This is a genomic window from Cupriavidus sp. a3, from assembly GCF_051015765.1.
GTDB classification, from domain to species: domain Bacteria; phylum Pseudomonadota; class Gammaproteobacteria; order Burkholderiales; family Burkholderiaceae; genus Cupriavidus; species Cupriavidus oxalaticus_A.
The window spans coordinates 1264716-1290627 of record NZ_CP170644.1 but is presented as its reverse complement, the minus strand read 5'-3'; the positions used below and the strand labels follow the sequence as shown (position 1 = coordinate 1290627).

Annotated in this window: 26 protein-coding genes; 12 read left to right on the top strand and 14 right to left on the bottom strand. The window is 67.3% G+C overall.

The features are described 5' to 3' along the window. Window positions 1-73: 73 nt before the first annotated feature. The 3 genes from ACAD63_RS27680 to ACAD63_RS27670 all read right to left on the bottom strand — a co-directional run bounded on the left by ACAD63_RS27680 (window position 74) and on the right by ACAD63_RS27670 (window position 2495). Window positions 74-205, bottom strand: a complete 132-nt coding sequence (locus tag ACAD63_RS27680) for an entericidin A/B family lipoprotein (RefSeq protein ID WP_010814145.1) — start codon at window positions 203-205, stop codon at window positions 74-76. Between the two features lie 16 nt (window positions 206-221). Further along, a complete protein-coding gene (locus ACAD63_RS27675; RefSeq protein ID WP_434034064.1) occupies window positions 222-761 on the bottom strand; it encodes an EAL domain-containing protein in 540 nt (179 codons plus the stop codon). Window positions 762-1178: 417 nt separating this feature from the next. Next, window positions 1179-2495: a hemolysin family protein gene (locus ACAD63_RS27670; protein WP_135702550.1), complete on the bottom strand. Its 1317-nt coding sequence runs from the start codon at window positions 2493-2495 to the stop codon at window positions 1179-1181. Between the two features lie 183 nt (window positions 2496-2678). On the opposite strand from ACAD63_RS27670, the gene ACAD63_RS27665 reads away from it, so the two are divergent. Continuing rightward, complete coding sequence (locus ACAD63_RS27665; RefSeq protein WP_434034063.1) at window positions 2679-3635, top strand: helix-turn-helix domain-containing protein; 957 nt, start codon at window positions 2679-2681, stop codon at window positions 3633-3635. Here the strand turns inward: ACAD63_RS27665 and ACAD63_RS27660 are convergent. After that, entirely contained in the window at window positions 3577-4125 is a 549-nt protein-coding gene (locus ACAD63_RS27660) for an acyloxyacyl hydrolase (RefSeq protein WP_434034062.1), read from the bottom strand. The two genes, ACAD63_RS27665 and ACAD63_RS27660, sit on opposite strands and share 59 nt — an antisense overlap. Before the next feature lie 367 nt (window positions 4126-4492). On the opposite strand from ACAD63_RS27660, the gene ACAD63_RS27655 reads away from it, so the two are divergent. The 3 genes from ACAD63_RS27655 (at window position 4493) to ACAD63_RS27645 (ending at window position 7532) form a co-directional block, all read left to right on the top strand. Continuing rightward, the gene (locus ACAD63_RS27655) at window positions 4493-5056 is read left to right on the top strand and encodes a surface-adhesin E family protein (protein WP_133093215.1); all 564 of its coding nucleotides are present in this window, start codon (window positions 4493-4495) and stop codon (window positions 5054-5056) included. Between the two features lie 169 nt (window positions 5057-5225). Then, a complete protein-coding gene (locus ACAD63_RS27650) occupies window positions 5226-5459 on the top strand; it encodes a hypothetical protein (protein WP_195427393.1) in 234 nt (77 codons plus the stop codon). A 351-nt stretch (window positions 5460-5810) separates the two neighbouring features. Further along, on the top strand, window positions 5811-7532 hold the full coding sequence (locus ACAD63_RS27645; RefSeq protein WP_434034061.1) for a mechanosensitive ion channel family protein: 1722 nt from the start codon (window positions 5811-5813) through the stop codon (window positions 7530-7532). 42 nt (window positions 7533-7574) lie between these two features. On the opposite strand, the gene ACAD63_RS27640 is transcribed toward ACAD63_RS27645, so the two are convergent. Continuing rightward, on the bottom strand, window positions 7575-8009 hold the full coding sequence (locus ACAD63_RS27640) for an RT0821/Lpp0805 family surface protein (protein WP_135702561.1): 435 nt from the start codon (window positions 8007-8009) through the stop codon (window positions 7575-7577). A 272-nt stretch (window positions 8010-8281) separates the two neighbouring features. Between ACAD63_RS27640 and ACAD63_RS27635 the strand changes: the two genes are divergently transcribed. From ACAD63_RS27635 to mdoH, 3 genes are all read left to right on the top strand, one after another. Continuing rightward, on the top strand, window positions 8282-8647 hold the full coding sequence (locus ACAD63_RS27635; RefSeq protein WP_133093211.1) for a hypothetical protein: 366 nt from the start codon (window positions 8282-8284) through the stop codon (window positions 8645-8647). A gap of 400 nt (window positions 8648-9047) precedes the next feature. Further along, entirely contained in the window at window positions 9048-10643 is a 1596-nt protein-coding gene (locus tag ACAD63_RS27630; protein WP_133093210.1) for a glucan biosynthesis protein G, read from the top strand. Beyond that, complete coding sequence (gene mdoH / locus ACAD63_RS27625; RefSeq protein ID WP_434034060.1) at window positions 10616-13234, top strand: glucans biosynthesis glucosyltransferase MdoH; 2619 nt, start codon at window positions 10616-10618, stop codon at window positions 13232-13234. Before ACAD63_RS27630 ends, mdoH begins: the two co-directional genes overlap by 28 nt. 152 nt (window positions 13235-13386) lie before the next feature. On the opposite strand, the gene ACAD63_RS27620 is transcribed toward mdoH, so the two are convergent. Next, a complete protein-coding gene (locus ACAD63_RS27620) occupies window positions 13387-13983 on the bottom strand; it encodes a hypothetical protein (protein ID WP_165971433.1) in 597 nt (198 codons plus the stop codon). 406 nt (window positions 13984-14389) lie between these two features. Between ACAD63_RS27620 and ACAD63_RS27615 the strand changes: the two genes are divergently transcribed. Next, complete coding sequence (locus ACAD63_RS27615; RefSeq protein WP_133093208.1) at window positions 14390-15607, top strand: Bcr/CflA family multidrug efflux MFS transporter; 1218 nt, start codon at window positions 14390-14392, stop codon at window positions 15605-15607. A gap of 4 nt (window positions 15608-15611) precedes the next feature. Here the strand turns inward: ACAD63_RS27615 and ACAD63_RS27610 are convergent, their stop codons facing one another. Continuing rightward, window positions 15612-16454, bottom strand: a complete 843-nt coding sequence (locus ACAD63_RS27610; RefSeq protein WP_135702566.1) for a mechanosensitive ion channel family protein — start codon at window positions 16452-16454, stop codon at window positions 15612-15614. 172 nt (window positions 16455-16626) lie between these two features. Beyond that, window positions 16627-17829, bottom strand: coding sequence for an ammonium transporter (locus ACAD63_RS27605; RefSeq protein WP_133093206.1), 1203 nt, complete (start codon window positions 17827-17829; stop codon window positions 16627-16629). A gap of 493 nt (window positions 17830-18322) precedes the next feature. Here ACAD63_RS27605 and ACAD63_RS27600 point away from each other — a divergent pair, with 493 nt between their 5' ends. The 3 genes from ACAD63_RS27600 to ACAD63_RS27590 all read left to right on the top strand — a co-directional run bounded on the left by ACAD63_RS27600 (window position 18323) and on the right by ACAD63_RS27590 (window position 19764). Then, window positions 18323-18604: an HU family DNA-binding protein gene (locus tag ACAD63_RS27600; protein ID WP_029047409.1), complete on the top strand. Its 282-nt coding sequence runs from the start codon at window positions 18323-18325 to the stop codon at window positions 18602-18604. Between the two features lie 181 nt (window positions 18605-18785). Beyond that, on the top strand, window positions 18786-19271 hold the full coding sequence (locus ACAD63_RS27595) for an acyl-CoA thioesterase (RefSeq protein ID WP_133093205.1): 486 nt from the start codon (window positions 18786-18788) through the stop codon (window positions 19269-19271). Between the two features lie 16 nt (window positions 19272-19287). Beyond that, the gene (locus ACAD63_RS27590) at window positions 19288-19764 is read left to right on the top strand and encodes a CreA family protein (RefSeq protein WP_371702962.1); all 477 of its coding nucleotides are present in this window, start codon (window positions 19288-19290) and stop codon (window positions 19762-19764) included. Between the two features lie 33 nt (window positions 19765-19797). Here ACAD63_RS27590 and ACAD63_RS27585 read toward each other — a convergent pair whose 3' ends face one another. The 4 genes from ACAD63_RS27585 to ACAD63_RS27570 all read right to left on the bottom strand — a co-directional run bounded on the left by ACAD63_RS27585 (window position 19798) and on the right by ACAD63_RS27570 (window position 24356). After that, window positions 19798-21546, bottom strand: a complete 1749-nt coding sequence (locus ACAD63_RS27585; protein WP_434034059.1) for a class I adenylate-forming enzyme family protein — start codon at window positions 21544-21546, stop codon at window positions 19798-19800. A gap of 121 nt (window positions 21547-21667) precedes the next feature. Next, window positions 21668-22432: an SDR family oxidoreductase gene (locus tag ACAD63_RS27580; RefSeq protein WP_135702570.1), complete on the bottom strand. Its 765-nt coding sequence runs from the start codon at window positions 22430-22432 to the stop codon at window positions 21668-21670. Between the two features lie 268 nt (window positions 22433-22700). Continuing rightward, complete coding sequence (locus ACAD63_RS27575) at window positions 22701-23558, bottom strand: arylamine N-acetyltransferase family protein (RefSeq protein WP_434034058.1); 858 nt, start codon at window positions 23556-23558, stop codon at window positions 22701-22703. Between the two features lie 27 nt (window positions 23559-23585). After that, complete coding sequence (locus tag ACAD63_RS27570; protein ID WP_135702574.1) at window positions 23586-24356, bottom strand: Crp/Fnr family transcriptional regulator; 771 nt, start codon at window positions 24354-24356, stop codon at window positions 23586-23588. A gap of 180 nt (window positions 24357-24536) precedes the next feature. Between ACAD63_RS27570 and ACAD63_RS27565 the strand changes: the two genes are divergently transcribed. After that, entirely contained in the window at window positions 24537-25034 is a 498-nt protein-coding gene (locus ACAD63_RS27565) for a DUF962 domain-containing protein (RefSeq protein WP_135702576.1), read from the top strand. 19 nt (window positions 25035-25053) lie between these two features. On the opposite strand, the gene ACAD63_RS27560 is transcribed toward ACAD63_RS27565, so the two are convergent. Together ACAD63_RS27560 and ACAD63_RS27555 are read right to left on the bottom strand one after the other, a co-directional pair. After that, window positions 25054-25410: an ATP-binding protein gene (locus ACAD63_RS27560; protein ID WP_434034661.1), complete on the bottom strand. Its 357-nt coding sequence runs from the start codon at window positions 25408-25410 to the stop codon at window positions 25054-25056. A gap of 82 nt (window positions 25411-25492) precedes the next feature. Beyond that, a complete protein-coding gene (locus ACAD63_RS27555) occupies window positions 25493-25678 on the bottom strand; it encodes a response regulator (protein ID WP_434034057.1) in 186 nt (61 codons plus the stop codon). Between the last annotated feature and the right edge of the window lie 234 nt (window positions 25679-25912).

Here is a 25912-nt window from a genome sequence, read left to right as displayed (position 1 = left end):
CACGCCGCGGGGCGTGCCGTTTTTGCTGCAGACGCGGCCAGGCCGCGTCATTGCGCGGTTGTGGCGGTCCGGCTTACTTGTGCCGGTCCGCCGAGCTTTCCAGCTTCTGGCCGCCGCGCTGAATGTCTTGTCCGAGTCCTGCCATCGTGTTGCAGCCAGCCAACAGGGTGGCAAACAGAACGCACCAGATCCAACCTTTCTTCACGCCGGGCTCCTTTCCATTAGGTTGAGGGTTTGAGGCAGATTTTACCGCCGCTGTCAGCGCGGTTGATATCTGGTATGTGCCAATTTGTAAATCGTGCAATCGGTACAACAGCTGGTACAACAGCTGGCGCCGCTGGCGCCGCTGGCGCCGCCCGGCTTGGCCGCTTCAGCCTGCCGGCGACAGCAGCTCGCGGGCGCGCCGCCGGATAGCGGCGTGCGTCTGCACCAGCCAGGCCGCCGGGAAAGGTTGCGCCAGCAGGTAGCCGGCGCAAGTCTGCAAAGCAATCGAGGATACCGGCGACCGGGGGCACCGCGCTGGCGGGCAGCTCGATGCACAGGCGCTCCGCGGCAATGCCGCCGGTGTCGATGGCCCGTGCCAGGGCACCGACCATTTGCGGGCGGTGCAGCTGCGCGCTTGAGGCCAGCAGCGTAAATTGCAGCGGCGCAAACGCTTCGGTGCTGCGCACCAGCGGCAGCACGCTGTCGAGCAGCCAGCCGCCGAAGCGTTCAACCAGCCCGAGCGTTTCCAGCGCCGGCAGGAAGTCCTGCGGCGCCACGCGCCCCAGCACGGGGCTGCGCCAGCGCAGCAGTCCGGCCGGCCGCGCCGGGGCGTCCGCATCGGATGGCGCTTGTGGGCTTCCCGATGCGCCCAATGGCGTCCCGCCGGGATCGTCGGCATCTGGATACATGAATCGTGCTGCGGGCGGAGGCCGTGCTGGCGGCGCTGTCCCGCGTCTCCCCGTTGTCAGTGGTCCACGTCTGGCAGGACCGCTGGCGCGGGCCGGCTGCTCTCGTCAGGCGTGACTGCGCGCGCCTGCTGCAGCGCAACGGGCTGCAAGGCCAGATCTTAAGCCAAGCCGGGGGCAAGACCTTGCAATTTGCGACAAGTTGCGGACTACGCACCTATCGTTTGACGGGGGGGCAATGTGGTGCTGGCGCTTCACTCAAAGAGGTTGCCTGAACACCGCGCGGCATCAGCCGGTCGTTTCTTCTTCCGGGCCGTCTTCAGGTGGCAGGCGCGAAGCCAGCACCTTGTCGATGCGCTTGCCATCCATGTCGACAATCTCGAAGCGCCAGTCGCCCCACTCGACGCGGTCGGCGATCTGTGGCAGCCGTCCGAGCAGCAGCAGCAGCATGCCCGACAGCGTGTGGTAGCGCTCCTTTTCTTCCTCAGGCACCTGGCGCAGCCCGATGCGGTCCTTCAGTTCGGGGATGGGGATCAGGCCGTCGAGGAGCCACGAGCCATCGTCGCGCTGCACCGCCCATTCCTCGCCGGCGGCCTCGGCCTTGAACTCGCCGGTGATGGCTTCGATCAGGTCCTGCAGCGTCACCAGCCCCAGCACCTCGCCGTATTCGTCGATGACAAAGGCCACCTGGCCGCCCGAGGCGCGGAAGTTTTCCAGCAGCTCCATCCCGGTGACGCTTTCGGGCACGAACACCGCCGGCTGCATCACTGCCATCAGGTCGGCCTCTTCGCCGCGCAGTCGGCGCGCCAGCAGCTGGCGCGCGCTGACCACGCCGACGATGTCGTGCATGCCGCCGCGCACCGCAGGGAAGCGGGAGTGGTCGGATTCCTCGATACGGCGCAGGTTTTCTTCCAGCGGTGCGTCCACGTCCAGGTAGATGACGTCGCCGCGCGGCACCATCAGCGAAGCCAGCTGGCGGTCGTCGAGGCGGAACACGTTGCGCACCATGGTGTGCTCGTGCTGCTCGATCACGCCGGCCTCGGAGCCTTCGACCAGCAGGGCGTGGATTTCTTCCTCGGTCACGCCCGGGCCGCTGTCGGTCTTGGTGCCGAGCAGGCGCAGCACCAGCCGGGTGGAGCTCGACAGCAGCTTGACGAAGGGGGTGGACGCCACCGCGAGCCAGGAGATCGGGCGCGCCACCAGGCGCGCAATCGCTTCGGGGGCCATCTGGCCCAGGCGCTTGGGCACCAGCTCGCCCAGCACGATGGAAAAATAGGTCAGGCCCGCCACCACGATCGCGGTGGCGACGTAGCCGGCGGTGGACTCTGACATGCCAACACTGCTGTGCAGCCAGTCGCCGAAGGGCTGCGCCAGTGTCGATTCGCCGACCACGCCGTTGAGCACGCCGATCGACGTGATGCCGATCTGCACCGTCGAAAGGAAGCGCGTGGGATCCTCGCCCAGCTTGACGGCTTCGATCGCGCCCCGGTCGCCGTTCTCGATCTGCCGCTGCAGGCGCGCCTTGCGCGCGGTGACCAGCGCGATCTCGGACATCGCGAATACGCCGTTCAGCAAGATCAGCGCCAGTAATATGGCAATTTCCATCAAAGTGCGCGCCCTTTGCGCGCCGGGAGTTCAAAGAGGGCAAGCATACCATTCGGACTATTACAGGAAGTCGTCGCTGTGACGCCTGCGTCGCAGCGGCGGCAAGGCAATCACTGACAGGGAATTGCTGCTATTACCTGGCAGGTAGTCGCTCCCAGCACCAGGCCATGCTCTAATAAGTGCATGGAAACGCTGACCCCCGCCTCCGAAACCACTCTCGACTTCCCCGGCCTGCTGCGCTACTGGCGCAGCAAGCGCGGCTACAGCCAGCTGGCGCTGTCGCTGGCCGCCGGGGTGTCGCAGCGCCACATCTCCTTCCTGGAATCCGGCCGCGCCCGCCCCAGCCGCGAAATGGTGCTGGCGCTGGCCGAGCGACTCGGCGTGCCGCTGCGCCAGCGCAACCGCATGCTGCTGGCGGGCGGCTTCGCCCCGGCCTACAGCGAGCATGCGCTGGCCTCGCCGCCGTTGCAGATGGTGCAGCAGGCGATCGCGTTGATCCTGTCCAAGCAGGAGCCGTACCCGGCCGTGGTGCTGGACCGGTTCTGGAACCTGGTCGACGCCAACCAGGCTTACCGGCGCATGCTCGATACGCTGCTCGACGGACGCGCGCCCGCGTCGCTGGAGGACGAAGGCGGGCGGGGCGGCGGGCATGGCGGCGGTCCGCGCCGGGTCAACCTGATGCTGTCGGTGTTCGATCCACAGGGATTGTGGCCGGTGATCGAGAACGCGCGCCAGGTCGGACGCTACCTGCTGCGGCGCGTCTGGCAGGAGTTGCAGAGCCAGGCCCACGACCAGACCGCGCGCGAGATCTTCCGGCGCATCGCCGCGTGGCATCCCGACATGGTCGGCCCCGGCGGCGCACTGCTCCCCGATGACGACGGCGCCGAAGGACCGCCGCCGCCGGTGCTGCCGGTCGTGCTGCATGCGGGCGCGTTCCGTGCGTCGCTGTTCTCGACGCTGACCACGCTTGGCATTCCGCAGGACATCACGCTGCAGGAGCTGCGCATCGAGTCCTTCTTCCCCGCCGATGAAGCCACGCGCGCCCTGTTTGAAACGCTGGGCGCCGCGCAGCCAGCGGCGCTCAGAAGCGGTAGCGCAGATAGAAGACGTGGAAGCTGGTGCCAGGATTGGGCTCCTTGATGCCGGCATTGGACAGGTGCTGGAAGCGGTAGCCCGCGGTAAAGCGCCGGTCCGAGCCGAAGGTTACGCCCAGGCCCGCGTATTCCGAGAACTGGAACGCCGTGGAAATGACATGGTCGTCCGAGGTGCGCGTTCCCGTCAGCAAGCGCGGACCGACCGACAGTTCGAGGAACGGCGCCCACGCGTGCTTCCACCAGCCGATGCGGACCACCGGCGAGGCGCCGAACTCCCACAGGTCATGCGGATTGTTGTCGCTGCTGCTGTTCCAGCGCGCGATATTGACTTCCCATTGGAGGTCGATCAGCCAGCCCTGCGGATTGCCCCACGCAAAGCCTGAATCCCACAGCATGGCCATTTCGACCTTCTGCACGTGATGGGTCTCGTCGAAGCCGTAGCCCAGCTGCACGGCCGGCGCGGCGTGGGCGGTGCCGAGGCAAAGGGGGAGGGCCAGCAGGCTCGCCGCGGCGGTGTGTCGGACGACTAGCGGCATTGAGCGTGCGGCGAAGCGACGCTGCCGGTGCCCCCGACGACCGGTACGCGCTGTGGGCGCGGGAGCGAGATCGCAACAACTTGCATGGCGGTCCTGACAGGCTTCTTGGTCTTGTCGTGGCATGGGAAGCAAGGCTTGGGATGCTGCGTTGCTGTCGGACCTCGCATGGGGCGGCGCCGCAACGGGCGTCGCCACGCATGGCCGGCCTCCATACCTTATTTGTAGTACACGAGTTAGCACATTGCTGGCCCGGAGGGCGGGGCGACGACATTTGCGTGCGTGTGCGCAACCGGTGCATGGCGGCCACATCGTGCCTTTCGTGTGCGACAATGCGGCTCGCTTTTCCCGTCTATACGAGGGCAATTCAATGATGTTCCGTGTTTTTGGGCATGCGGCCGCGCTGGCGGGCTGCATGTTCGGCCTGGCCGTCCCGGCCGCTCATGCCGAAGGCAGCGCCATGCCGGCCCAGCGTCCGGCCGCGGCCGCCGGCCTTTACGAGTGCCAGGCGCCGGACGCCGGCACCGTGTTCCGCTCCACGCCCAGGGAAGGCTGCCGTCTGGTGGCAGCGCCCGACCCTGGTGCACCCGACCCGCAGCGCTGGTTGCCGCTGATGGGGGCCAACGGCGTGGTCTCGTACTTCGACCAGTCGGCGACCCGGCGCCAGGGCACGCAGGTCGGTGTCGTGCTGATGCGCAATTCACCGTCGGGGGTGATCCGCACCGCCAACGGCGAACCGATCCGCTCGTCGCTCAAGCGCATGGTGCTCGACTGTGCCACGTCGATGTTCGCGGTGGTCGAGCAGACGCTGTACAGCAAGCGCTACGCGCGCGGCAATTCGCTCTATACGATCCGCGCGCCGCAGTACGGCACCTTCCAGCCTGCCGGCCCCGGCACGATCGCGGGTGAACTGCTGCGCAGGCTGTGCCGCTGAGTTGAGGCGCTGAGTTGAGCTGGACCCCGCCGGCGGCGTCGATGCTCCTGTCAGGGTTTGTCCCGGTCAACCGCGTGCAAACCGTCCTCGTTGATGCAAATGACCCGGCGCGAATCGCGTGCCGGTCATTGCAGGCATTCCTACACGCAGGGCTCACGAGGAGACCGAAATGAAGAAGTGGATCGTCATGCTGTCGCTGGCAATGTTCGGTGCGGGCGCGATGGCGCAGGCAACGCCGGCCACTCCGGCAACCCCCGCCACGCCGGCGGCACCGGCTGCCGACAAGGCTGCGCCGGCCAAGGCCGACGGCACGCAGAAGGCCAAGGCCAAGAAGACCAGCGCCAAGAAAAACAAGAGCCACGCTCCCTCTACCAAGGACCCGATGACGAAGAAAGGCGCCTGAGCGCGCTGCCGATGGCGGCGGGCGCCCGGTGCCCGGTTCCCCGGCAAGCGGGGAAGCGGCCGGCGTCCGTGCCGCCATGCCGCTGCGCTGCGATGGCGTGGCACGACGGCGGGGCCATGTCCACATGACCCTGCCGCGTGAACAACAGCCCTGTGGCACGCCATGCCGTGCCTTCCGGGGGGAAAGGCAGGGTCGTTGCGGCGGATCGAGACAGGAGGCTACGGCCTCCTTTTTTTCGTTCCTGCGCGACGGCTTTGCGTGCGCAGCTGTGCACGCTATGCTAGCGGGCATCGTGCCGGCCTGGCCTGCAGTGCCGGGCCAGCGCAATGCAACCCTCGGACAGGAGCGTCTATGGCAGCGCTTGCAGCTTGGTGGCGGCGAATCGCAATCCTGTGGACGCTGGCGCTGCTGTGCCTGCCGGCATGGGCGGCCACGCTGGCACCGGCAACGGCACCAGTCCCGATCGCCGTGCCCAGCGGCGAAGTCGCGGAACTGCGGCTGATGGACCGTCCCATCGCCACGCTGCGCGCAGCCATCGGCGGCGCGACGCCGGCCATGCGCGTAGCGCGCGCCCAGCAGTTGTTCGACGGTCTCACCGAAGCCGAACTGGCCCAGCCGCTCGGGCAGCTCAGCGGCACCCTCGGCGACGCGCCGATGATCGCGTTCCGGCTCGGCGACCGGTTGCTGTTCGCCCTGGCCATGCAAGACCTTTCCCCGGAAGACAGCCTCACGCTGGAAGCTGCCGGCGCGCAGGCGGCGGCGGCGCTGCGCCAGGCCATTGCCGCGCGGCGCGCGCACCTGCACTGGCCCAACCTGTTCCGCGGCGGGGCGCTGAGCCTGCTCGGCCTGGGCGTGCTGGCCGCGCTGGCCTGGGGCGTCGCGCGCGCCAGCGTGACGCTGCGCGCGCGCCTGCGCTCGGCATTGCAGCGCCACGTGGCGCTGCACCTCGAACGCCGGGCCGGGCAGTTCGACTGGACCGGCACGCTCTACCAGCTGGTTGCGCGCCTGGTGCAGATCGTTGCCGTCGGCGTGGTCCTGGTGCTGGCCTTTGCCTGGCTGGACTTCGCGCTCGAACAGTTTCCGCTGACGCAGCCGATGGGCGACCGCATGGGCGCGTTCATCCTCCACCTGCTGTCAGGCATTGCCGTGTCGATGGTTGGGGCGGTGCCAGGGCTGGTGACGGTAGTGGTGATCCTGCTAATCACGCGCGCGGTGCAGCGGCTGGTATCGAATATCTTCAAGGCGGTGCAGAAGGGCCAGATCTCGGTGCCCGGGCTGCATGCCGAGACCGCCGGCGCCACGCGGCGCCTGGCCGCGGCGTTGATCTGGGCGCTGGGCTTCACCTTCGCCTACCCGTATATCCCGGGCTCGGAAAGCGATGTGTTCAAGGGCCTGTCGGTGCTGCTCGGCTTTATGGTGACGCTGGGCTCGGCCAACGTGGTCAACCAGCTGATGAGCGGCATGGTGGTGGTGTACTCGCGCGCGCTGCGGCGCGGGGACATGGTATGCATCGGCGATACCGTCGGCACGGTGGCCTCGCTCGATGCGCTGTCGGTCAAGGTCATCAACCTGCGCAATGAAGAGGTGACGCTGCCGAATGCGGTGGTGGTCGGCAGCGCGATCCACAACTACACCCGGCACGGCAGCGTGCGCGATACCGGCACGAAAGAGGTCTGGCAGGCCGCGATGATTTCGACCTCGGTCACCATCGGCTACGACACGCCGTGGCGGCAGGTCCATGCCATGCTGCTGGCCGCGGCCGCGCAGGCCGAGCACGTGGCGGCGTCGCCGACGCCGTTCGTGCTGCAGCGTGGCTTGTCGGACTTCTATGTCGAATACGAACTGTTTGCCGCGCTGGATGACCCGCGCAACCGCTTCTATGCGCTATCCGCGCTGCACGCGGCGATCCAGGATCAGTTCAACACGCACGGCGTGCAGATCATGTCGCCGCACTTCATGGCGCAGCCGGAGAAGACTGTCTACGTGCCTGAAGCAAAATGGTTCGAGCGGCCGGGTAGCGCGCAGATCGATCCGGCTGCGCGGCCGCAGCGGGCGCCGTCGCGCGCCGCATGAGCGTGGCCTAAGCACTGCTCGTGCGCGCGCGGGGCGCCTGCTTCAGCCGTCGACGTGGCGGGCCTTCCATTGCCCGCTGGGCTGCTTGCAGAACCAGCCTTTCCAGTGCTCCTGCGAACTGCCGCGCTTGAGTTCCGACTCCAGCCGCCGGCACTGCTGGCCCTTGTCGGTCTTGCTTTCAACAGGGGTGATGGTGCCATCCACCTGCTGGCGCCGGCCGCTGGCCGGATAGGTCCACGTCACCGACTGGCCGTCGGCGGTATCGTTCAGCGCCTTGCGCACCGATTGCGACAGCGAGGCACCTTCCTTCTCGTTGAGCGTGCCGATGATGGAACCGCTCAGGTAGTTGTCGAAGTACGCTTGGGCCGGCGCGGCCACGGCCAGCAGCAGCGTGGAGCCGAGCACGCAGGCGATGGCGGCACGGATGGCGGCGCGGGTGGCCGGGCGGGCAGTGCGGTCTGTTTGCCGAGGCAGCATGACGATTCCTTTGGCTTCATGTTGGCGTGCCGCGAGCCGACGGAAGGCATTGCGCGGGCAAGCCGGATGGGTCGTTTGGGTGGCATTGTAAGCGCAATGCCGGGCTGGCGACGACCACTTTGCCGCATTGCGGCGGGGCCGGTGCGGTTGACACCGGCGTAGCGCTGACCTAGCGTTGATTGCTGCCCCAACGCTTGCCATCCCCTGTTCCGCAGCGGCTGTCAGCGGTGCGCACCGCAAAGGCAAGCGCCTTTCCCCCGAGAGGAGATTCCATGAAGCTGCGCTATCTCATCATTGGCCTGGCCGGTGCCTGTGCCTTCGGCACACTGCACGCCCAGACCGGCAAGGCCGACAAGTTCAATCCCTACACCGACGGCGCCAAGCAGGACAAATTCAGCACGTACACCGATGGGGCCAAGCAGGACAAGTTCAGCACGTACACCGATGGCGCAAAAAGCGACAACGTGACTTCGCTCAACCCCGGGGCGCGGCCTGACCAGATGGAGCCGATCGAGGGCGGGGCGCAGAAGTTCGATTCATACAGCCAGGGCGGGATGAAGAGCGGCAAGTTCGATACCTATTCCGAAGGCGCAAAGAGCGGCAAGTTCGATCCCTACAGCGAAGGCGCTAAAAAGTAACACCGTATTAAAAGTGTCGAGCGCGGGGTGACGGCCGCACCCCGGCCGATCACGCTGGTCCGGAGGTCCGGCGAGCTTTGCGCTCGCCGGCGCTTGACCCGGTGTGACCTGAACGCCCGCAAAGCCTTGCCCGGAGCGGCTTTCGGGCAACCCCACCAACATTTTGTTTCAAACCTTGCGTGGTCGAAACGTGACTTTGGCGTCTCGAATTGTTATGGTTTATTGCGCATCGCAACAAACCGGACACAGTGCCTCGCGGGCGCCGAGACCCGTGTTCGGGCCACGCCATATTGGACCCGGCCCGCCTCTTGCTGTGTCGTGCCTTGCGGCGCCGCCTGCAAGGCTCTTCGCCCCGACCGCCGATGCCGGTCATTCCGTTTTAACTGTTCCCCTGGCATACATGTCACAGATCGCCACGCCACGCTTGTCCGCAATATTTTCCGCGCCCGCCCCCGGGCCGGCCCGTCGCCGCAGCGCGCGCGCCGGGGTACGGATCGCGGCATGGCTGGGCGGCAGCATCCTGGCACTGTGCGCCATGACGGCGCAGGCGTTCGATTTCGATACCGTCGCCGCGCGCGCCAAGCAACTGGCAGCATCGCCATACAAGGCCCCGCTGCAGAACCTGCCGCGCGAACTGCGCGAACTGTCCTACGAGCGCTACCGCGAGATCGAGTACAAGCCCGAGCGTTTCGCCTGGCGCGGCACGCGCTCGCCGTTCGAGCTGTCGTTCTTCCATGAGGGCATGGTGTTCGACCAGCCGGTGCGCATCCATGAAGTGGTGGGCAACAGCGTGCGTGAATTCCGCTTCGATCCCGCCGCGTTCAACTACGGACCCCACAAGGTCGACGCCGCCAAGCTCAAGGGGCTTGGCTTTGCCGGCTTCCGCATCCTGTATCCGCTGAACCAGGGCAAGCGCAAGGACGAACTGGCGTCGTTCCTTGGTGCCAGCTATTTCCGTGCGCTCGGCAAGGACCAGTGGTATGGCCTCTCGGCGCGTGGCCTGGCGGTGGACACCGCGCTCAATTCCGGCGAGGAATTCCCGCGCTTCGTCGAATACTGGATCGAGCGGCCTGGCCCCAATGCCAAGGAGCTCATCGTCTATGCACTGATGGATTCGCGCCGCATGAGCGGCGCCTACCGCTTCACCATCAAGCCGGGCGCCGAGACCGCGATGGAGGTCAAGTCGCGGCTGTTCCTGCGCGAGAACGTGACCAAGCTGGGCCTGGCGCCGCTGACCAGCATGTATCTGTTCGGCGAGAACCAGCCGTCGCCGGTGCAGGATTTCCGCCCCGAGGTGCATGACTCGGACGGCCTGTCGATCCACCTGGGTACCGGCGAATGGGTCTGGCGCCCGCTGGTCAATCCCAAGCGCCTGCTGGTGACGTCTTTCGCGGCGACCAACCCGCAGGGCTTCGGGCTGATGCAGCGCGACCGCAGCTTCAACAGCTACCAGGAACTGGGCGCATGGTATGAACGCCGCCCGAGCGGCTGGGTGCAGCCGCGCGGCAACTGGGGCTCGGGCCGGGTCGAGCTGGTGCAGATCCCGACGCCGGACGAGACCAACGACAACATCGTCGCGTACTGGGTGCCGGACAACCCGCCCAAGCCGAAGCAGGCCTTCGACTACGAGTACCGGTTGCTGTGGCAGAAGGACGGCGAACAGCTGCCGCCGCTGTCATGGGTGAGCCAGACCCGGCTGGGCCGGGGCCAGTCGGCCAGCAAGGAGGACACGAGCTTTTCGCTGGTGGTGGACTTTGAAGGCCCGGGCTTCCGCAGGCTGCCCGCTGACGTTCGCATCGACCCGGTGGTTTCGGCCGATGCCAACGGTGAACTGCTGAAGACGTCGGTACAGCGCAATGAAGCGACCGGCGGCTGGCGCATGACCATGGTGATGCGCCGCAAGGATGAAACCAAGCCGGTAGAGTTGCGCGGCTATCTTCGCAACGGCAATACAACCCTATCCGAGACGTGGAGCTACATCTTACCCCCAGGCTAAAGCAGCGACCGGCCCAGGCAGCGGCATGCGAGCGCTATGTCGACCGCCTGCCCGTATCGCCTGAAATCCGCAGCGAACTGCTGGCCGACATGCCCGCCGCGGCCGCGGCACCGGTGGCATCGCTGGCACCGGTCAGCACGGTCATGCCGGTCGGCGGCGATGGCCGCGACGGCCGCGACGCGCAGGAAGCGATCTCGCGCCTGCAGTCGCGCCTTGCCGCCAAGGACGCGCCCGCCGCGCAGGGCGGCGGCGCCTACGCGTCGGTCGGCCGCCGTTTCACCATCGCCTACGGCAACCCTCAGGTTGGCGGCGAGCCGCTGCTGCAGCGCCGCGACGATGGCACCGTCAAGGTCGACACCGGCCCCGAGCCGGAGCGCAGCTCGATGGTGCCGCGCCAGTGGCCGCCGCATATCGTCACCGGCTGGCTGCGCAATGCCTGGCGCCGCATGCTGGGCCGCCCGCCCGTGCCCGAGACCTGGGACACGCTGCACGACGGCCCCGATGCCGAAGGCATGTGGCATCCGGCCGGCTCGCACCGGCGCTGGGTCCTGCTGGGCCTGGTCCTGATCCAGACCGTGCTGGCCACCTACTTCATGACCAGCGTGCTGCCATACCACGGGGCCGATCCGCTCGAGATCGCGATCTTGGGCCTGTTCGCCATCCTGTTCTCCTGGGTGTCGGCGGGCTTCTGGACCGCGATGATGGGCTTCCTAGTGCTGGCCAAGGGCGGCGACCGGCATCTGATCTCGCGCTCCGCCGCACCCGAAGGGCCGCTCGCGCCCGAGGCGCGCACCGCGATTATCATGCCGATCTGCAACGAGGACGTGACGCGGGTGTTCGCGGGCTTGCGCGCGACCTATGAATCGCTGGCGCGCACCAGCCACCTGTCCAATTTCGATTTCATCGTCCTGTCCGACAGCGGCAATCCGGACCTGCGCACCGCCGAGCACGACGCGTGGATGGAACTGTGCCGCGCGGTCGGCGGCTTCGGCCGCATCTTCTATCGCTGGCGCCGCCACCGCGTCAAGCGCAAGACCGGCAACGTTGCCGACTTCTGCCGCCGCTGGGGCAGCAAGTACCGCTACATGGTGGTGCTCGATGCCGACAGCGTGATGAGCGGCGAATGCCTGGCCACGCTGGTGCGGCTGATGGAGGCCAACCCCGGTGCCGGTATCATCCAGACCGCGCCGCTGGCCGTGGGCCGCGAGACGCTGTATGCGCGCGTGCAGCAGTTCGCCACGCGCGTGTACGGGCCGCTGTTCACTGCGGGCCTGCATTACTGGCAGCTGGGCGAATCGCACTACTGGGGCCATAACGCCATCATCCGCGTCAAGCCGTTCATCGAGCATTGCGCGCTGGCGCCGCTGCCGGGCCGCGGTCCGCTGTCCGGCGAAATCCTGTCGCACGACTTCGTCGAAGCCGCGCTGATGCGCCGTGCCGGCTGGGGCGTGTGGATCGCGTACGACCTCGAGGGCTCGTACGAAGAACTGCCGCCGAACCTGCTCGACGAAGTCAAGCGCGACCGCCGCTGGTGCCAGGGCAACCTGATGAATTTCCGGCTGTGGCTCAAGCAGGGCTTCCACGTGGTGCACCGCGCGGTGTTCCTGACCGGCATCATGGCCTACCTGTCGGCGCCGCTGTGGCTGTTGTTCCTGCTGCTGTCCACGGCGATGCTGGCCAAGCATGCGCTGGTGCCGCCGGAGTATTTCACGCAGCAGTACCAGCTGTTCCCGACCTGGCCCGAGTGGCACCCGGAGAAGGCGCTGGCGCTGTTCTCGGCGACCGCCACGCTGCTGTTCCTGCCCAAGCTCGCCAGCGTGGTGCTGCTGATGAAGCAGGCGCGGCGCTACGGCGGCGCGGTGCAGCTCTTTGCCAGCATGCTGGTCGAGGTGCTGCTGTCAGCGCTGCTGGCGCCTACGCGGATGCTGTTCCATACCAAGTTTGTGATTGCCGCCTACAGCGGCTGGGGCATCTCGTGGAAATCGCCGCCGCGCGAAGACGCCGAGACCACCTGGGGCGAGGCGTTCCGCCGCCACGGCTGGCACACCGCGCTGGGGTTTGCGTGGGGCGGTCTGGTCTACTGGCTGAACCCGTCGTACGTGCTGTGGCTGCTGCCGATCGTCGGGTCGCTGGCAATGTCGATCCCGTTGTCGGTGATGCTGTCGCGCGTGTCGCTGGGCCGTGCCTCGCGCAATGCGGGCCTGTTCATGATCCCGGAAGAAACGCTGGTGCCGCGCGAGATCGTCGAGACGCAGCAGCATGTCGAGAACGCCGCGGACACGCCTGACTTTGTCGATGCGGTGGTGGACCCGGTCACCAATGCGCTGATGTGCGCGACCGCGACCGCGCGGCCGGTGCAGCCCGAAGCGGCACGCCGGCGCCACGAAACGCTGGTCGAGCATGCGCTGACCCATGGTCCGCGCGCGCTGACACCGGCGCAGAAGCACCTGCTGCTGGGCAACCCGTTCGCGCTGGCCCGGCTGCATGAGCTGGTGTGGGGTTCGCCGCTGGCCGATGCCGGCTGGAAAGATACGCGCATGCTGGTGCGCAGGGCGGCCAACGTGCTGCCATTGCGGCCGCGCGCGGCGTGACGCCGATTGCCTGCTGAACAAGAAATGGCCTGCTGATGCGGGCCATTTTTTTGCTGGCGGCGGTACCGGCACCAACCACCGCCAACCGGCACCCATCGGCATTACCGTGGTGTCATTTGCAATCGATTCTTGTTTCCTGGCGGGTTGCGGCTTCAGCGCAGCGCCGACGTGCAGATCGGCGCATTGATGTAGACATCGCCGATGCGGCGCTCTCCGCGGTCCTTGCGGGTCATGTAGCGGAACATCAGGCTGACGCCGAGCTTGGTCAGGATTTCCACGTCGCGGTTGGCGCAGATATTGCGCTGCAGCGGCGCGGCATAGTTGACCTCGAAGCTGGCGAGATCCAGCATTGGCCCGCGGTAATTGGTCAGTTCCAGCTGGAACAGCACGTGCTTGCCGGGCACCGACTGGCAGCGGCGCAGCCGCGTTTCGCCGTCGATTTCGATCGGCAGGGCATCGTTGAGCTGGCGGCAGGCGCGCGCCAGCACGTTGTCGGGGCGCGTGGTATTGCGCAACAGTTCGGGCACGCCGGCGGCGCCGGTATTCTGGCCCGTGGCCGCCCCCTTGAGCATGCGCGACAGGGGTTCGGCTTCGTCGACCGCGGCAGCCGGCGCCGACGCCGCGGCGGCATTGCGCGCCGGCACCGGCACCGGTGCCGCATGCAGCGCCAGCGGCAACAGCAGCGCGGCCACCCATGCAGGGGTGGCCAGGCCAGGCGAAGCGGAAATCGGCGTGTGTCGTGTTCTCATGCAGGCTAACGTTGCCGGGAGCGGTACTGTCGTCCGTCTCTGCGAGGCCGGCCGCGCATGTCACGCGACACTCACGCCGACAGGCTGGCATTGTACCCTTCACCTTGCCAGGCGTGAAAGGCACGCCACGCCTGCCATCATGGCGTCAGTGCACGCATGGCATGCATTCCGGTCAGATGCTCGCTTGATTCCACCATCTGGCAAGTTTGCCAATCCTGCCAACTTCATCGAACCCGACCTTGGCAGGGCAATATTCCTGAACGAGTGCTTCAAACCTGTGCAACCCGCTGCGGCATCGCTTTCGTTATGTTGTGCAACAATTGCCCCTTTCCAACGGCTTGCAGCCGCGCCCCGGCATCGCCCGCGGCGGTGATCGCCACGCAACCGCATGCACCGGATTTCTTCCATGTCCCGTTCCCCGAGCGCTGCCTCGACCGCGCGCTTTCCCGCCTGGCTTTTGATATGCGGCTCGCTGATGGCGATCGCGCCGCTGTCGATCGACATGTACCTGCCGAGCTTTCCCGCGCTGGCGGGCGACCTTGGCGTCGATATCGGCCAGGTACAGCTGACCCTCGGCACGTTCCTGGTCGGCCTTGCCGTGGGGCAGGCGTTCTACGGGCCGTTCAGCGACCGCTTTGGCCGCAAGCCGCCGCTGTATCTGGGACTGGGACTCTATGTGGTTGCGGCGATCGGATGCGCACTGGCGCGCAATGCCGAGACGCTGATGCTGTGGCGCTTCCTGCAGGCGCTGGGCGGCTGCGCCGGCATGGTGATGGCGCGCGCCGTGATCCGCGACCGGCTCGAGGCCCATGAATCGGCGCGCGCGTTTTCGTCGCTGATGCTGGTGATGGGGCTGGCGCCGATCCTCGCGCCGGTCATCGGCGGCGCGATCCTTACGGCGGCCGGCTGGCGCACGATCTTCTGGGTGCTGGCGGCGGCCGGCCTGGCCATCCTGTTGCTGGTGCACTGGCGCATGGAGGAGTCGCTGGACCGGCGCCAGGCGGCGCCGCTGCGGCTTGGCACCGTGGCCAGGAGCTACGGCGAGCTGCTGCGCGACCGTGAATTCGTCGGCTACTCGATGTCGGCCGGTTTCGGGTCGGCGGGGATGTTCGCGTATATCTCCGGTTCGCCGTTCGTGCTGATCGAGCTGCACGGCATTGCGCCGTCGCACTATGGTTTCGTGTTCGGCGCCAATGCGCTGGGCCTGATCGTCATGTCGCAGCTCAACAGCCGCCTGGTGCACGGTCGCACGCTCGACCAGGTCCTGGGACGGGCGCTGCTGGCGCCTTGCGCCGCGGGCGCGGTGCTGGCCGTGGCGGCGCTGGCCGGACTGGCGACGCTGCCGGTGCTGCTGGCGGCGTTCTTCGTCTTTATCGGTGCGCTGGGCTGCGTCACGCCCAATGCTTCGGCGCTGGCGCTGGCGCACCAGGGGCATCGCGCCGGCACGGCTTCGGCACTGATGGGTACGCTGCAGTTTTCGCTGGGCACGCTCGGCGGCGCGGCCGTGAGCGTGTGGCGCGACGGCACCGCGCTGCCGCTGGCCGTGGTGATGGCGCTATGCGGCGCTGGCGCGGTGCTGATGCGTTACTACGGCAGCTCCGGCGCTGGCCGGGCGGCTGCCTGACGAATCAGGCGGCCTGCTGCAAGGCGGCGGCCTGCTGTACGACCACCATGTGTGCCGGCATGGGCGCGGCATAGCCGGCCTGGCCGAAGCACTCGCGGATGATGCGGTTGGTGTCGAAGTACACCTGCCAGTAATGGTCGTTGTGGCAATGCGGGCGTACCGCCAGCACCGGCCCGACCAGCGTGAATTCCAGGATCTCCACGTCGACCGCGGGTTCCGGCAGCACGTTCGGGATCTGCGCGATGCGCGACTTGAGCAGCGCCGCCGCATCGGCCACGTCGGTGCTGCCCGCGAGCTGGGCCTTCAGTTCCACGCGCCGGTACGGATTGGCGGTGAAGTTCTGGATGGTATCGCTGAAGATCTTGTTATTGCCGATCACGGTCTGCACGTTGTCCGGCGTATCGAGCGACGTGGCGAACAGCCCGATCTCGCGCACCGTGCCGGTGACGCCGCCAATGGTAACGAAGTCACCCACCTTGAACGGCCGCAGCACCACCAGGAACGCGCCGGCCGCGAAATTCGACATCAGTCCCGACCATGCCATGCCAATGGCCACGCCGGCGGCGGCAATCAGCGCGGCGAAGGTGGTGGTCTGGATGCCGAAGTAGCCGAGGATGCCGATCACCAGCACCACATTCAGCGTGACCGTGACGATCGAACCCACATAGCGCAGCAGCGTCGGGTCGACCTTCTGCTTGCCGAGCGCGTTCTGCACCATCCGTACCACAAAATGGATCAGCCATCGGCCGATGACCCAGAACGCTAGCGCTGCCAGGATCTTGACCCCGAACTGCGTGGCATAGGCGACCACCAGGGTCTTGAGGTTGTCGAAAGTCGTGGCATCCATCGGCGTGTCCTCTCGGTTTGGGTGAGTGGTGCAGCCCTGCGCGCTGACGCGGCGCAATACGTGGGCACGGCAATTATTGGAATGCCGTGCCTCGAAGTGCAAGCAAATAATTGTCAAGACAAGCGGGCCGGCAGGCCAGCTTGCCCAGGCGCCGCCGGGCGGCGCAACCGCCTTACCAGTTGGTTTCGCGCTCCGGCGTGGCGGAGATGCGGTGCAGCGTCAGGTCCGCGCCGTTGAACTCGCCTTCGGCATCGAGCCGGATGCCGACCAGCTTCTTGAGCGCGCCGTATACCAGCGTGCCACCCGCCAGCGCCACCACGATCCCCAGCACCGTGCCGATCAGCTGCGCGCCGAGCGACACGCCGCCCAGCCCGCCCAGTGCCCTGGCCCCGAAAATGCCCGCGGCGATGCCGCCCCAGGCGCCGCACAGCCCGTGCAGCGGCCAGACGCCCAGCACATCGTCGATATGCCACCTGTTCTGCGCCAGCGTAAACATATAGACGAAGAGGGCGCCCGCAACTCCGCCCGTGATCAGTGCGCCCAGCGGGTGCATCAGGTCCGAACCGGCGCATACCGCCACCAGCCCGGCCAGCGGGCCGTTGTAGGCAAAGCCGGGATCATTGCGCCCGGCGGCCCACGCCGCCAGCGTGCCACCGGCCATCGCCATCAGCGAATTGATCGCAACCAGGCCGCTGATCTTGTCGACGGTCTGCGCGCTCATCACGTTGAAGCCGAACCAGCCCACTGCCAGGATCCACGCACCCAGCGCCAGGAACGGGATATTGGAAGGCGGATGGGCGCTGATGCGCCCGTCCTTCTGGTAGCGCCCGCGCCGCGCGCCGAGCAGCAGCACCGCCGGCAGCGCGATCCAGCCGCCCAGCGCATGCACGACCACCGAGCCGGCAAAGTCATGGAAGGGCGCGCCGGCAACCTGTGTGATCCAGTCCTGCACCCCGTAGCGCTGGTTCCACGCAATGCCTTCGAAGAAGGGATAGACAAAACCAACCAGAACGAAGGTCGCGACCAGTTGCGGATTGAAGCGCGAACGTTCGGCAATACCGCCCGAGATAATCGCCGGAATGGCGGCGGCAAAAGTCGCCAGGAAAAAGAACTTGACCAGGTCGTAACCGCTTTTCTGGGCCAGCGTTTCTGCCCCGGACATGAATTGCACGCCGTAGGCAATGGTGTAACCGATAAAGAAATAGGCAATCGTGGAAACTGCGAAATCCACCAGAATCTTTACCAGTGCATTGACCTGGTTTTTCTTGCGCACCGTGCCTAGCTCGAGGAAAGCAAAGCCGGCGTGCATGGCCAGCACCATGATGGCGCCAAGCAGGATAAACATGGCGTCGGTGCCGGTCTTCCAGTTGTCCATAGTGACCTCATGCTCAAAATGGGCGCATGGGTATGCAAAAAGCATTCCAGTTGCGGCTGCATCCTGGTGCCGGCTGCACCGGAGTGGGCGGAATCCGCACCGGAATGCCGCGCGCAGGGAACCGGGCCCGCAGGACGTCGGAGCCGGGCGCCGGCGGCCGTGCCTGATATGCGCCAGAATGGCGCTTCGCCGGCATGTTCGGCTGACCCGTTTTGGTGCGACGCCCCAATTCCGGGCGTTTGCCGGGTCCGGGCCCGTGACAGCGTTGCCTTGCGGCGCAACGCCGCAGCCAGCCGAAGCGGGCCCGTGACAAGCGCGAAAAGAGCGGGAAATTGCCCGCTAACCGGCCTCAAGCAAGGATTTGCGGGTTTTTTCGTTGCATTGGTGCCACTGGGGATTGCTCAACGCACAAGGGGCAGATTAGACTGCGCCGATCGATGTTTTGCCGCCAGGCAAGCACATCGGTGACGACGACCAACAAGGGAAATCAGCCATGAATAAAGGTGAACTGGTATCGGCCATCGCCACGGAAGCAGAACTGAGCAACGCCGCCGCTGAGCGCGCGCTCAACGCAGCGCTGGACAGCATCAAGAAGGCAGTGGCAAAGGGTGATTCGGTCACGCTCGTAGGTTTTGGCAGCTTCAGCGCCGGCAAGCGCGCCGCGCGCACCGGACGCAATCCGCGCACCGGCGAAACCATCAAGATCCCGGCCGCCAAGACGGTCAAGTTTTCCGCCGGACAGGGTTTCAAGGACGCGGTGAACAAGAAGAAGTAAGCAGTTTGCGTCCACAGCGTGAAAGAGCGGCCAGGCAGGCCGCTTTTTTGTTTTGCGCGCCGTGCGCGATGACCGGCAACGGCGGGGCCGATCCGGGTTAAACTGCCGGCGCCTGGATGCCGCCAGCCGGCCCGGGCGACCGCCCCCGCAATCCGCACCCCCGATCCGAACTCCCCGCATCATGAACGACCTGTCCCACCAGCTTTCCATGACCGTGCTGATGACGCCGGACATGGCCAATTTCTCCGGCAACGTCCACGGCGGTACCATCCTGAAGTACCTGGACATGGTCGCGTATGCCTGCGCCAGCCGCTATGCGGGCCGCTACGTGGTGACGCTGTCGGTTGACCAGGTGGTGTTCCGCCAGCCCATCCACGTGGGCGAGCTGGTGACCTTCCTGGCCTCGGTCAACTTTACCGGCCGCAGCTCGATGGAGATCGGCATCAAGGTCGTGACCGAGAATATCCGCAGCAAGCTGGTGCGCCACACCAACAGCTGCTACTTCACCATGGTGGCGGTCGACGACAACGGCGCCCCGGCGGAAGTGCCGCCGCTTGAGCCGCGCGATGAAGTCGAGCGCCAGCGCTTTGCCGCCGCCCAGCAGCGCCGTGCACTGCGCCAGGAAATGGAAAAGCGCCACGGCGACATCAAGTCGTCGGTGACCTGACACGTTGCCATCCACCATGATGAAGCGATCCTGCACGATCCTGGCCCTGGCCGCCTGCGCGGCGGCCACGGGCGGCGCGCATGCCGAGGAGATCGGCAGCGTCAGCACCAATTTCCGCGTGACCGGCTCCGACAAGGTCGTCATCGAAGCCTATGACGACCCGCAGGTCGAGGGCATCACCTGCTACGTGTCGCGGGCCCGCACCGGCGGCATCAAGGGCCAGCTGGGCATGGCGGAAGACCCGCCGGAAGCCTCGATCGCGTGCCGGCAGGTGGGGACCATCGCCTTCAAGGGGCCGCTGAAGCAGCAGGACAACGTCTTTTCCGAGCGCATGTCGGTGCTGTTCAAGACCCTGCATGTGGTGCGCGCGGTCGATCGCAAGCGCAATACGCTGGTCTACCTGACCTATTCGGACCGCATCGTCAGCGGCAGCCCGCAGAACAGCGTGACCGCCGTGCCGGTTCCGGCCGGCACGACGATTCCCGTCAAGTAGAGCGCCGCCGGCTGGTGGTTTGCCGCCGGCTGGTCAGGCTGCCTGGTCGAACAGCTTGCGCAGGTTCGACTTGAGGATCTTGCCATTGGCATTGCGCGGCAGCATCTCCCGGTAGAGCAGGATGCGCACCGGCACCTTGAACGCCGCCAGCCGCTCGCGCACGAACTCCTGCAATTCGGCTTCGGTTGCGTGCATGCCTGGCTTGAGGCTGACCACGGCCGCCGGTTCCTCGCCCAGCGTCTTGTGCGCGATGCCGACCACCGCTGCGTCCATCACCGCGGGATGTTCGTACAGCGTGCTTTCCACCTCGATGCAGTAGATGTTCTCGCCGCCGCGGATCAGCATGTCTTTCATGCGGTCGACGATATAGACATAGCCTTCCTCGTCCAGCCGCGCGATGTCGCCGGTGCGCAGCCAGCCGTCGACAAAGGTCTGCGCCGTGGCTTCGGGCTTGTTCCAGTAGCCGCGCACGACGTTGGCGCCGCGTACCAGCAGTTCGCCGGTCTCGCCGGGCGGCAGCGCCTGGCCGCGTCCGTCGACCACCTTCATTTCGCCGATCGGCAGCGCCGGACCGCTGCTGTCGGGCCGCAGCACGTATTCCTCGGCGCTGTGGCTGGTGAAGGTCGAAGAGGTTTCGGTCATGCCCCAGCCGATGCCGGGCGCGGCCGTCGGGAACACGTCGCCGATGCGCCGCACCAGTTCCGGCGACGCCGGCGCGCCGCCGTAGTTGACGTTCTCCAGCGAAGACAGGTCGAAGCGCGCGCGCTCCGGATGCTCCAGGATCTGCCAGGCGATGGTGGGCACGCCGCCGGCGGCGGTGCAGCGCTCGCGCTCGATCAGCTCCATGCCGCGCAGCGCGTCCCAGCGGTGCATCAGCACGATCTTGCCGCCGGTGGCGAGCGCGCCGTTGAGCACCGCCATGCAGCCGGTGACATGGAAGAACGGCACCGCCAGCAGCATGGCCTTTTGCGGGGCCGCGGGATCCGGCGCCGGAATCGGCTCGCCGCGGCGCAGCAGGTTGCGCAGCGGGCTGAAGCTGCCAGCGGCCGCGACCGTGGCGGAGTTGCGGTGCGTGCCCAGCGCCCCCTTGGGTTTGCCGGTGGTGCCGGAGGTATAGAAGATGGTGGCATCGTCCTCGGGGTCGATACCGACCTGCGGCGGCGATTGCTGCGGCAGCGCGGCCCAGTCGGCGCTGGTGCCGATCACGCTTTCCAGTGCGGCGACGCGAGGATCGCCGGCCGCAGCGCCGGTGCGCGAGACGTAGACGCGTTCCAGCGACGGGCAGCCGGGCAGATGCTCGAGGATGCGGTCGAGCCGCTCGGCATCGACGATGGCCACGCGGCTGCCGGAGTCGGCCAAGCCGTATTCCAGCTCGGCGCCGGTCCACCACGCGTTCAGCGGCGTCACGATCGCGCCCGCGAGCAGCGCGCCGTAGAACGCCACCGGCCACTCCGGCAGGTTGCGCATCGCCAGCGCCACGCGGTCGCCCTTGCGCACGCCGTCGCGCACCAGCGCATGCGCCAGCGCGATGGCGGCGCGTCGGAAGGCATCGTAGGAAACGCGCTCGTCCTCGTAGACCACGAAGGTGCGGTCGCCGAAGGCACTGGTCGCGCGGAACAGGTCGTACAGCGTCGCGGGTGCGTGCTTCCAGACTGTGGTGGGGATGCCGCGGATCACGCGCGACTCGGTCTCGAACGGCGAGCCGGGCGCGGTCAGCCGGGCATGGGCCTCGGCCAGGGACATGACCGGCCAGTTGCCGGCCGCTTGCGGATTGCTTGACATGACTGCCTCCCGTAACTGCGCTGCAGGTTGAGGGCAATGCAAAGAAAGCGGCGTGCGCCCGGACAGGCCGGCGCACGCGCAACGCTTGCGTCAGAAGCTCAGGTACAACTCAAGATACCGGTCAGATCGTCACGCCGCCATCGACCACCAGCGCCTGGCCGGTCATGAAGCTGCTCGCGGCGGAGGCCAGGTACACGGCCGCGCCGGCAATCTCGATCGGCTCGCCGATGCGGCGCAGCGGGGCGCCCTGCGTGGACTGCTTGTAGCGCTCCGGATCTTCCCACAGCGCGCGCGCGAAGTCGGTCTTGATCAGGCCCGGCGCGATGCAGTTGACGCGCACGTTGTGCGGCCCGAATTCCACCGCGAGGTTGCGCGCCAGCTGGAAATCCGCGGCCTTGGAGATGTTGTACACGCCGATGGTCGGCGAGCCGCGCAGGCCGCCGATCGACGACACGATGATGATCGAGCCGTCCTTGCGGTCGATCATCTGCGGCGCGACCATCTGGATCAGCCAGTGGTTGGAAATGACGTTGTTGTCCAGCACCTTGCGGAACTGGTCGTCCGAGACGCCGCCCATCGGCCCGTAGTACGGGTTGGATGCGGCATTGCAAACCAGTACGTCGATCTTGCCGAAGGTCCGGTTGGTTTCGTCGACCAGGTGCTGCAGGTCTTCCTTCGACGAGATATTGGCGGGCACCGCGATGGCCGTGCCGGCGCCATGGCGTGCATTGAGCGCGTCAACCACTTCCTGGCAGGCCTCTGCCTTGCGCGAAGAAATCACTACCTTGGCGCCCTGGACGGCCATCTGCTCGGCGATGGCGCGGCCGATGCCGCGCGAGGAGCCGGTGACGATGGCAACCTTGCCCGTCAGATCGAACAATGACATGGAGTCTCCTGTATAGCTGCGCCGGCGTCAGCGGCCGGCTTCATGCAGGCGGCGGGTCTGCCGCGCTGTGGTCCTGGCGATGCGGCGCAAACGCTGCATCGACGGATCATTATGGTGGTGGCGCGCCAGCCGAGTCCACAGCGCAACGGCCCGGATGACGGCCATATCAGCATTCTTTCTGCGGGCAATGCGCGGCGTGCATGAAGGTCTGGTGCAGCGCGGCACGGCAACGCTGCAAGGTGGCGCGCACGCCGCGCATTTCATGCGGTCATGCGTGCGCGTTAGCCGCGAGCAAGGGCGGCAGCGCCGCCATCAGTTCGTGCCGCAGGGCATCGTCGAGCCGTATGCCGAAGCGTTCGTCCAGGACCTGCACCACGGCCTCAGGCGTTTCCAGCCGCTGGCGCCGCACGCTGCCGTCCGGCGCGCGTTCGGCCAGATCGCCATCGGCCAGCGTCACGCGCGTGCCGCCGTCGGTGCGCGCGGCCATCAGCCGGCGCAGGAACACACTGTCCGGATGCGTCGAGACATACCAGTTGCGCGGCCCGAAATCGATCCATGGCTGCGGCGTCAGGTCGAAGCGGTAGACCTTGAGCCAGCCCGTATCGCCGCGCGCCTCCAGGTCGAAGCTGTGGAACGCGCTGCTGGCCGCTTCCGGCGGGGAGCTGGCGAGCCGGTAGGGGAAGTCGTCGTCGGCAGGCGCGGACAGCGCCATCGCGCGAAACGGCGTGGGTCCGCCGAAGCCGACATCGGCGACATAGCTGCGATGCGCCACTTCCACGCGCAGCAGCATGTGCGACGCCACGGTCTCGACCGCATCGGGCACGCCCCAACGCACGCGCGCGGCCAGCGGCGTCACGCTGAAGCCGAACGCTGCCAGCGCCGCCGCCAGCAGCGTGTTGAGTTCGAAGCAGTAGCCGCCGCGCCCGCGCGTGACCAGCTTGTCGAAAACGGCGTCGACATCGATGCTGACCGGCCGCCGCAGCAGCGGGTCGATGTTCTCGAACGGAATGCTGGCCAGCTGCGCGCCGAGCACGGCGTCGAGCGCCTCCAGCGTGGGCGAGGGCGGGGCGGCGATGCCCAGCCGCGCGCAATAGGCGTCGAGTTGGGCGGCTTCTAGCGTGATCATGGCAGGCAGGCCTCCACGGTGGCGGATTCAGTTGAGCACTTCCAGCGCGGCCAGGTCGAGCAGCTCGATACCGCCGTATTCCAGCCGCAGCAGGCCGCGGGCTTCGAGTTCGCGCAGGGCGTGGTTGACGGTCTGGCGCGACAGTCCCAGCATCTGCGCGAGCTGTTCCTGCGGGATGCGCACGCGCAGCACCGCATCGGCACGCGCCGGCAGGTTGCCGTAGCCGTGCGCGATCGCGGCCAGGCGCCGGGCAATGCGTGCCGCGGGCAGCAGCAGCTGTGTCTCCTCGACATAGTCGAAGGCCAGGCGCGTCCTTGCGGCAAGCAGCCGCCCGAACGCCTGCCACCATGCCGGATGCTGCGCCAGGCGCCGCTCCAGCGGCGCGCGCGGCACGTGCCACAGCGCGGCGGCGCTGACCGCGCGCGCGTCGTGCGTGCGCGGCAGGCCGTCGAACAGGCAGATCTCGCCGAACCAGCTGCCGGGCTCGAGCAGCCCCAGCAGCGCCGCCTTGCCCGATTCGCCGCTGGCATGGATCTGCACGGTGCCGCTGGCCACGCAGTACAGGCCGTCGAAGCGGTCGCCTCGGGCAAACAAGGTCTCGCCGGGCACCAGCCGGCGCAGGCAGCCGTCGTCGAGCAGTGCCTGGCGCAACCCCGGCGGCAAGTGGCTGAACCAGGCGCCGGCGCGCACCGCGGCCAGCGGGTCGTCCTCCGGCAGCGAGTTGTGCGGCCGCGCGCGCGCTGGCGCGGCACGGGCCGGCAGCGGGGCGTGGCGGTGCGGCGGGGGCGCGGATCCCATGCCGGTCTCCTGTTTCCTGTTGGGGCGAAAGGTCGTCAAAACCGGTGTGCCGGCAGATTGTCAAAAACCAGACAGACCCGCCGGTATGCGCCCACTACTATAAATCCACATCGCGACCCGAGCGCGGACAGCAGCAGGCGGCAGCTTCCGCGCACGCCTGCGCACACAAGGAGACGCCCCGTGAAAACCCTGATCGAGTACCTGGCCAACTACGCCGCCTACCACCGCGATTCGCGCAATATCGTCACCCATTTCATCGGCATCCCGATGATCGTGCTGGCGGTGACCACGCTGCTGGCGCGGCCGGCCATGCCGCTGGGCGACGGCTCCGCCCACCTGACCCCGGCGATGCTGGTGTATATCCTGTCGTGCCTGTTCTACCTGCGCCTGTCGCTGGGCTTCGGCGTGGCGATGGCGTCGATCCTGGCGCTCTTCCTCTATGCCGGCGCGCACATTGCCGCCATGCCGACCGCTGCGTGGCTGGCCACCGGGGCCGGCCTGTTCGTGGCGGGGTGGATTATCCAGTTCATCGGCCATTACTACGAAGGGCGCAAGCCGGCGTTTGTCGACGACCTGGTGGGCCTGCTGATCGGCCCGCTGTTCCTGGTTGCCGAAACCGCTTTCGCGCTGGGGCTGGCGCGCGACACGCGCGACGCGATGGCGGCACGCGCGCACTGACAGGGCATTGTGAAGCGGATCAGGGCAGGCCTGCCGGCAAGCGCAGACGTGCCGACAGCCCGCCCAAAGGGCTGGTTGCCAGCGTCAGGCTGCCTTCGTACATCGCAGCGATCTCGGTGGCGATCACCAGGCCCAGCCCGCTGCCGGCAGCCGCCTCGTCCAGCCTGCCGAAGCGGGCGGTGGCCAGTTCGCGCGCCTCGGGCGGCATGCCCGGCCCATCGTCCTCGACCGCTATTTCCAGTTCGCCGCCAGCCTCGCGCAGCGTGACGCGCACGCGCGTGCGCGCCCACTGGCCGGCGTTGTCGAGCAGGTTGCCGAGCATCTCGACGAGGTCCTGGCGGTCGCCGGCAAAATGGCCGTTGCCTTCGACTTCCAGCGCCAGTTCGCGCCCGGCTTTCTAGCGAGCGAGGTCAGCACCACCGTCCCGCCGTTGACGGTGACAGTGCCGGCGCGCGGATTCATCCGAACCGGGCCGCATTGCAGCTCCGGCACAGCCATGCCGTGCGCGCACGGATCAGCGCGCAGATGCGCGCCGGCAGCTCTTCCATGCGGAAGGGCTTGGCCACGTAGTCGTCGGCGCCAGCGTCGATGCCTTCGACCTTCTCGGTCCGGTTGTCGCGCGCGGTCAGGATCAGAATCGGCATGTGCGGCAGGCATGGCCGCGAGCGCCAGCAGCGCTGCCAGTGCGGCAGCGGACAGCATGCGGGCGGGGCGCCGCAGCGGCGCGGAAAAGCGCTTCATGGCCCGAAGCTTGCAACAAAAAGCCTGAACGCGGGCTGAACGAAACGCTCAGGCAGGGTTCAGCCAGCGCCGCCGACAATGCCCCGCATCCCATCCAAGGAACCGGACATGTCCCCCACCCGAGACCCTCGCCAGCG

Bases quoted from the DNA above. Each gene is read 5' to 3' on its own strand.
- ACAD63_RS27630 (WP_133093210.1), top strand. From the start codon at position 9,048: ATGTCACAGATCGCCACGCCACGCTTGTCCGCAATATTTTCCGCGCCC.
- ACAD63_RS27585 (WP_434034059.1), bottom strand. From the start codon at position 21,546: ATGTCAAGCAATCCGCAAGCGGCCGGCAACTGGCCGGTCATGTCCCTG.
- ACAD63_RS27665 (WP_434034063.1), top strand. From the start codon at position 2,679: ATGGAAACGCTGACCCCCGCCTCCGAAACCACTCTCGACTTCCCCGGC.
- ACAD63_RS27610 (WP_135702566.1), bottom strand. From the start codon at position 16,454: ATGGATGCCACGACTTTCGACAACCTCAAGACCCTGGTGGTCGCCTAT.
- ACAD63_RS27620 (WP_165971433.1), bottom strand. From the start codon at position 13,983: ATGAGAACACGACACACGCCGATTTCCGCTTCGCCTGGCCTGGCCACC.
- ACAD63_RS27600 (WP_029047409.1), top strand. From the start codon at position 18,323: ATGAATAAAGGTGAACTGGTATCGGCCATCGCCACGGAAGCAGAACTG.
- ACAD63_RS27575 (WP_434034058.1), bottom strand. From the start codon at position 23,558: ATGATCACGCTAGAAGCCGCCCAACTCGACGCCTATTGCGCGCGGCTG.
- ACAD63_RS27570 (WP_135702574.1), bottom strand. From the start codon at position 24,356: ATGGGATCCGCGCCCCCGCCGCACCGCCACGCCCCGCTGCCGGCCCGT.
- ACAD63_RS27595 (WP_133093205.1), top strand. From the start codon at position 18,786: ATGAACGACCTGTCCCACCAGCTTTCCATGACCGTGCTGATGACGCCG.
- ACAD63_RS27650 (WP_195427393.1), top strand. From the start codon at position 5,226: ATGAAGAAGTGGATCGTCATGCTGTCGCTGGCAATGTTCGGTGCGGGC.
- ACAD63_RS27655 (WP_133093215.1), top strand. From the start codon at position 4,493: ATGATGTTCCGTGTTTTTGGGCATGCGGCCGCGCTGGCGGGCTGCATG.
- ACAD63_RS27660 (WP_434034062.1), bottom strand. From the start codon at position 4,125: ATGCCGCTAGTCGTCCGACACACCGCCGCGGCGAGCCTGCTGGCCCTC.
- ACAD63_RS27590 (WP_371702962.1), top strand. From the start codon at position 19,288: ATGATGAAGCGATCCTGCACGATCCTGGCCCTGGCCGCCTGCGCGGCG.
- ACAD63_RS27605 (WP_133093206.1), bottom strand. From the start codon at position 17,829: ATGGACAACTGGAAGACCGGCACCGACGCCATGTTTATCCTGCTTGGC.
- ACAD63_RS27555 (WP_434034057.1), bottom strand. From the start codon at position 25,678: ATGCCGATTCTGATCCTGACCGCGCGCGACAACCGGACCGAGAAGGTC.
- ACAD63_RS27615 (WP_133093208.1), top strand. From the start codon at position 14,390: ATGTCCCGTTCCCCGAGCGCTGCCTCGACCGCGCGCTTTCCCGCCTGG.
- ACAD63_RS27580 (WP_135702570.1), bottom strand. From the start codon at position 22,432: ATGTCATTGTTCGATCTGACGGGCAAGGTTGCCATCGTCACCGGCTCC.
- ACAD63_RS27670 (WP_135702550.1), bottom strand. From the start codon at position 2,495: ATGGAAATTGCCATATTACTGGCGCTGATCTTGCTGAACGGCGTATTC.
- ACAD63_RS27645 (WP_434034061.1), top strand. From the start codon at position 5,811: ATGGCAGCGCTTGCAGCTTGGTGGCGGCGAATCGCAATCCTGTGGACG.
- ACAD63_RS27635 (WP_133093211.1), top strand. From the start codon at position 8,282: ATGAAGCTGCGCTATCTCATCATTGGCCTGGCCGGTGCCTGTGCCTTC.
- ACAD63_RS27640 (WP_135702561.1), bottom strand. From the start codon at position 8,009: ATGCTGCCTCGGCAAACAGACCGCACTGCCCGCCCGGCCACCCGCGCC.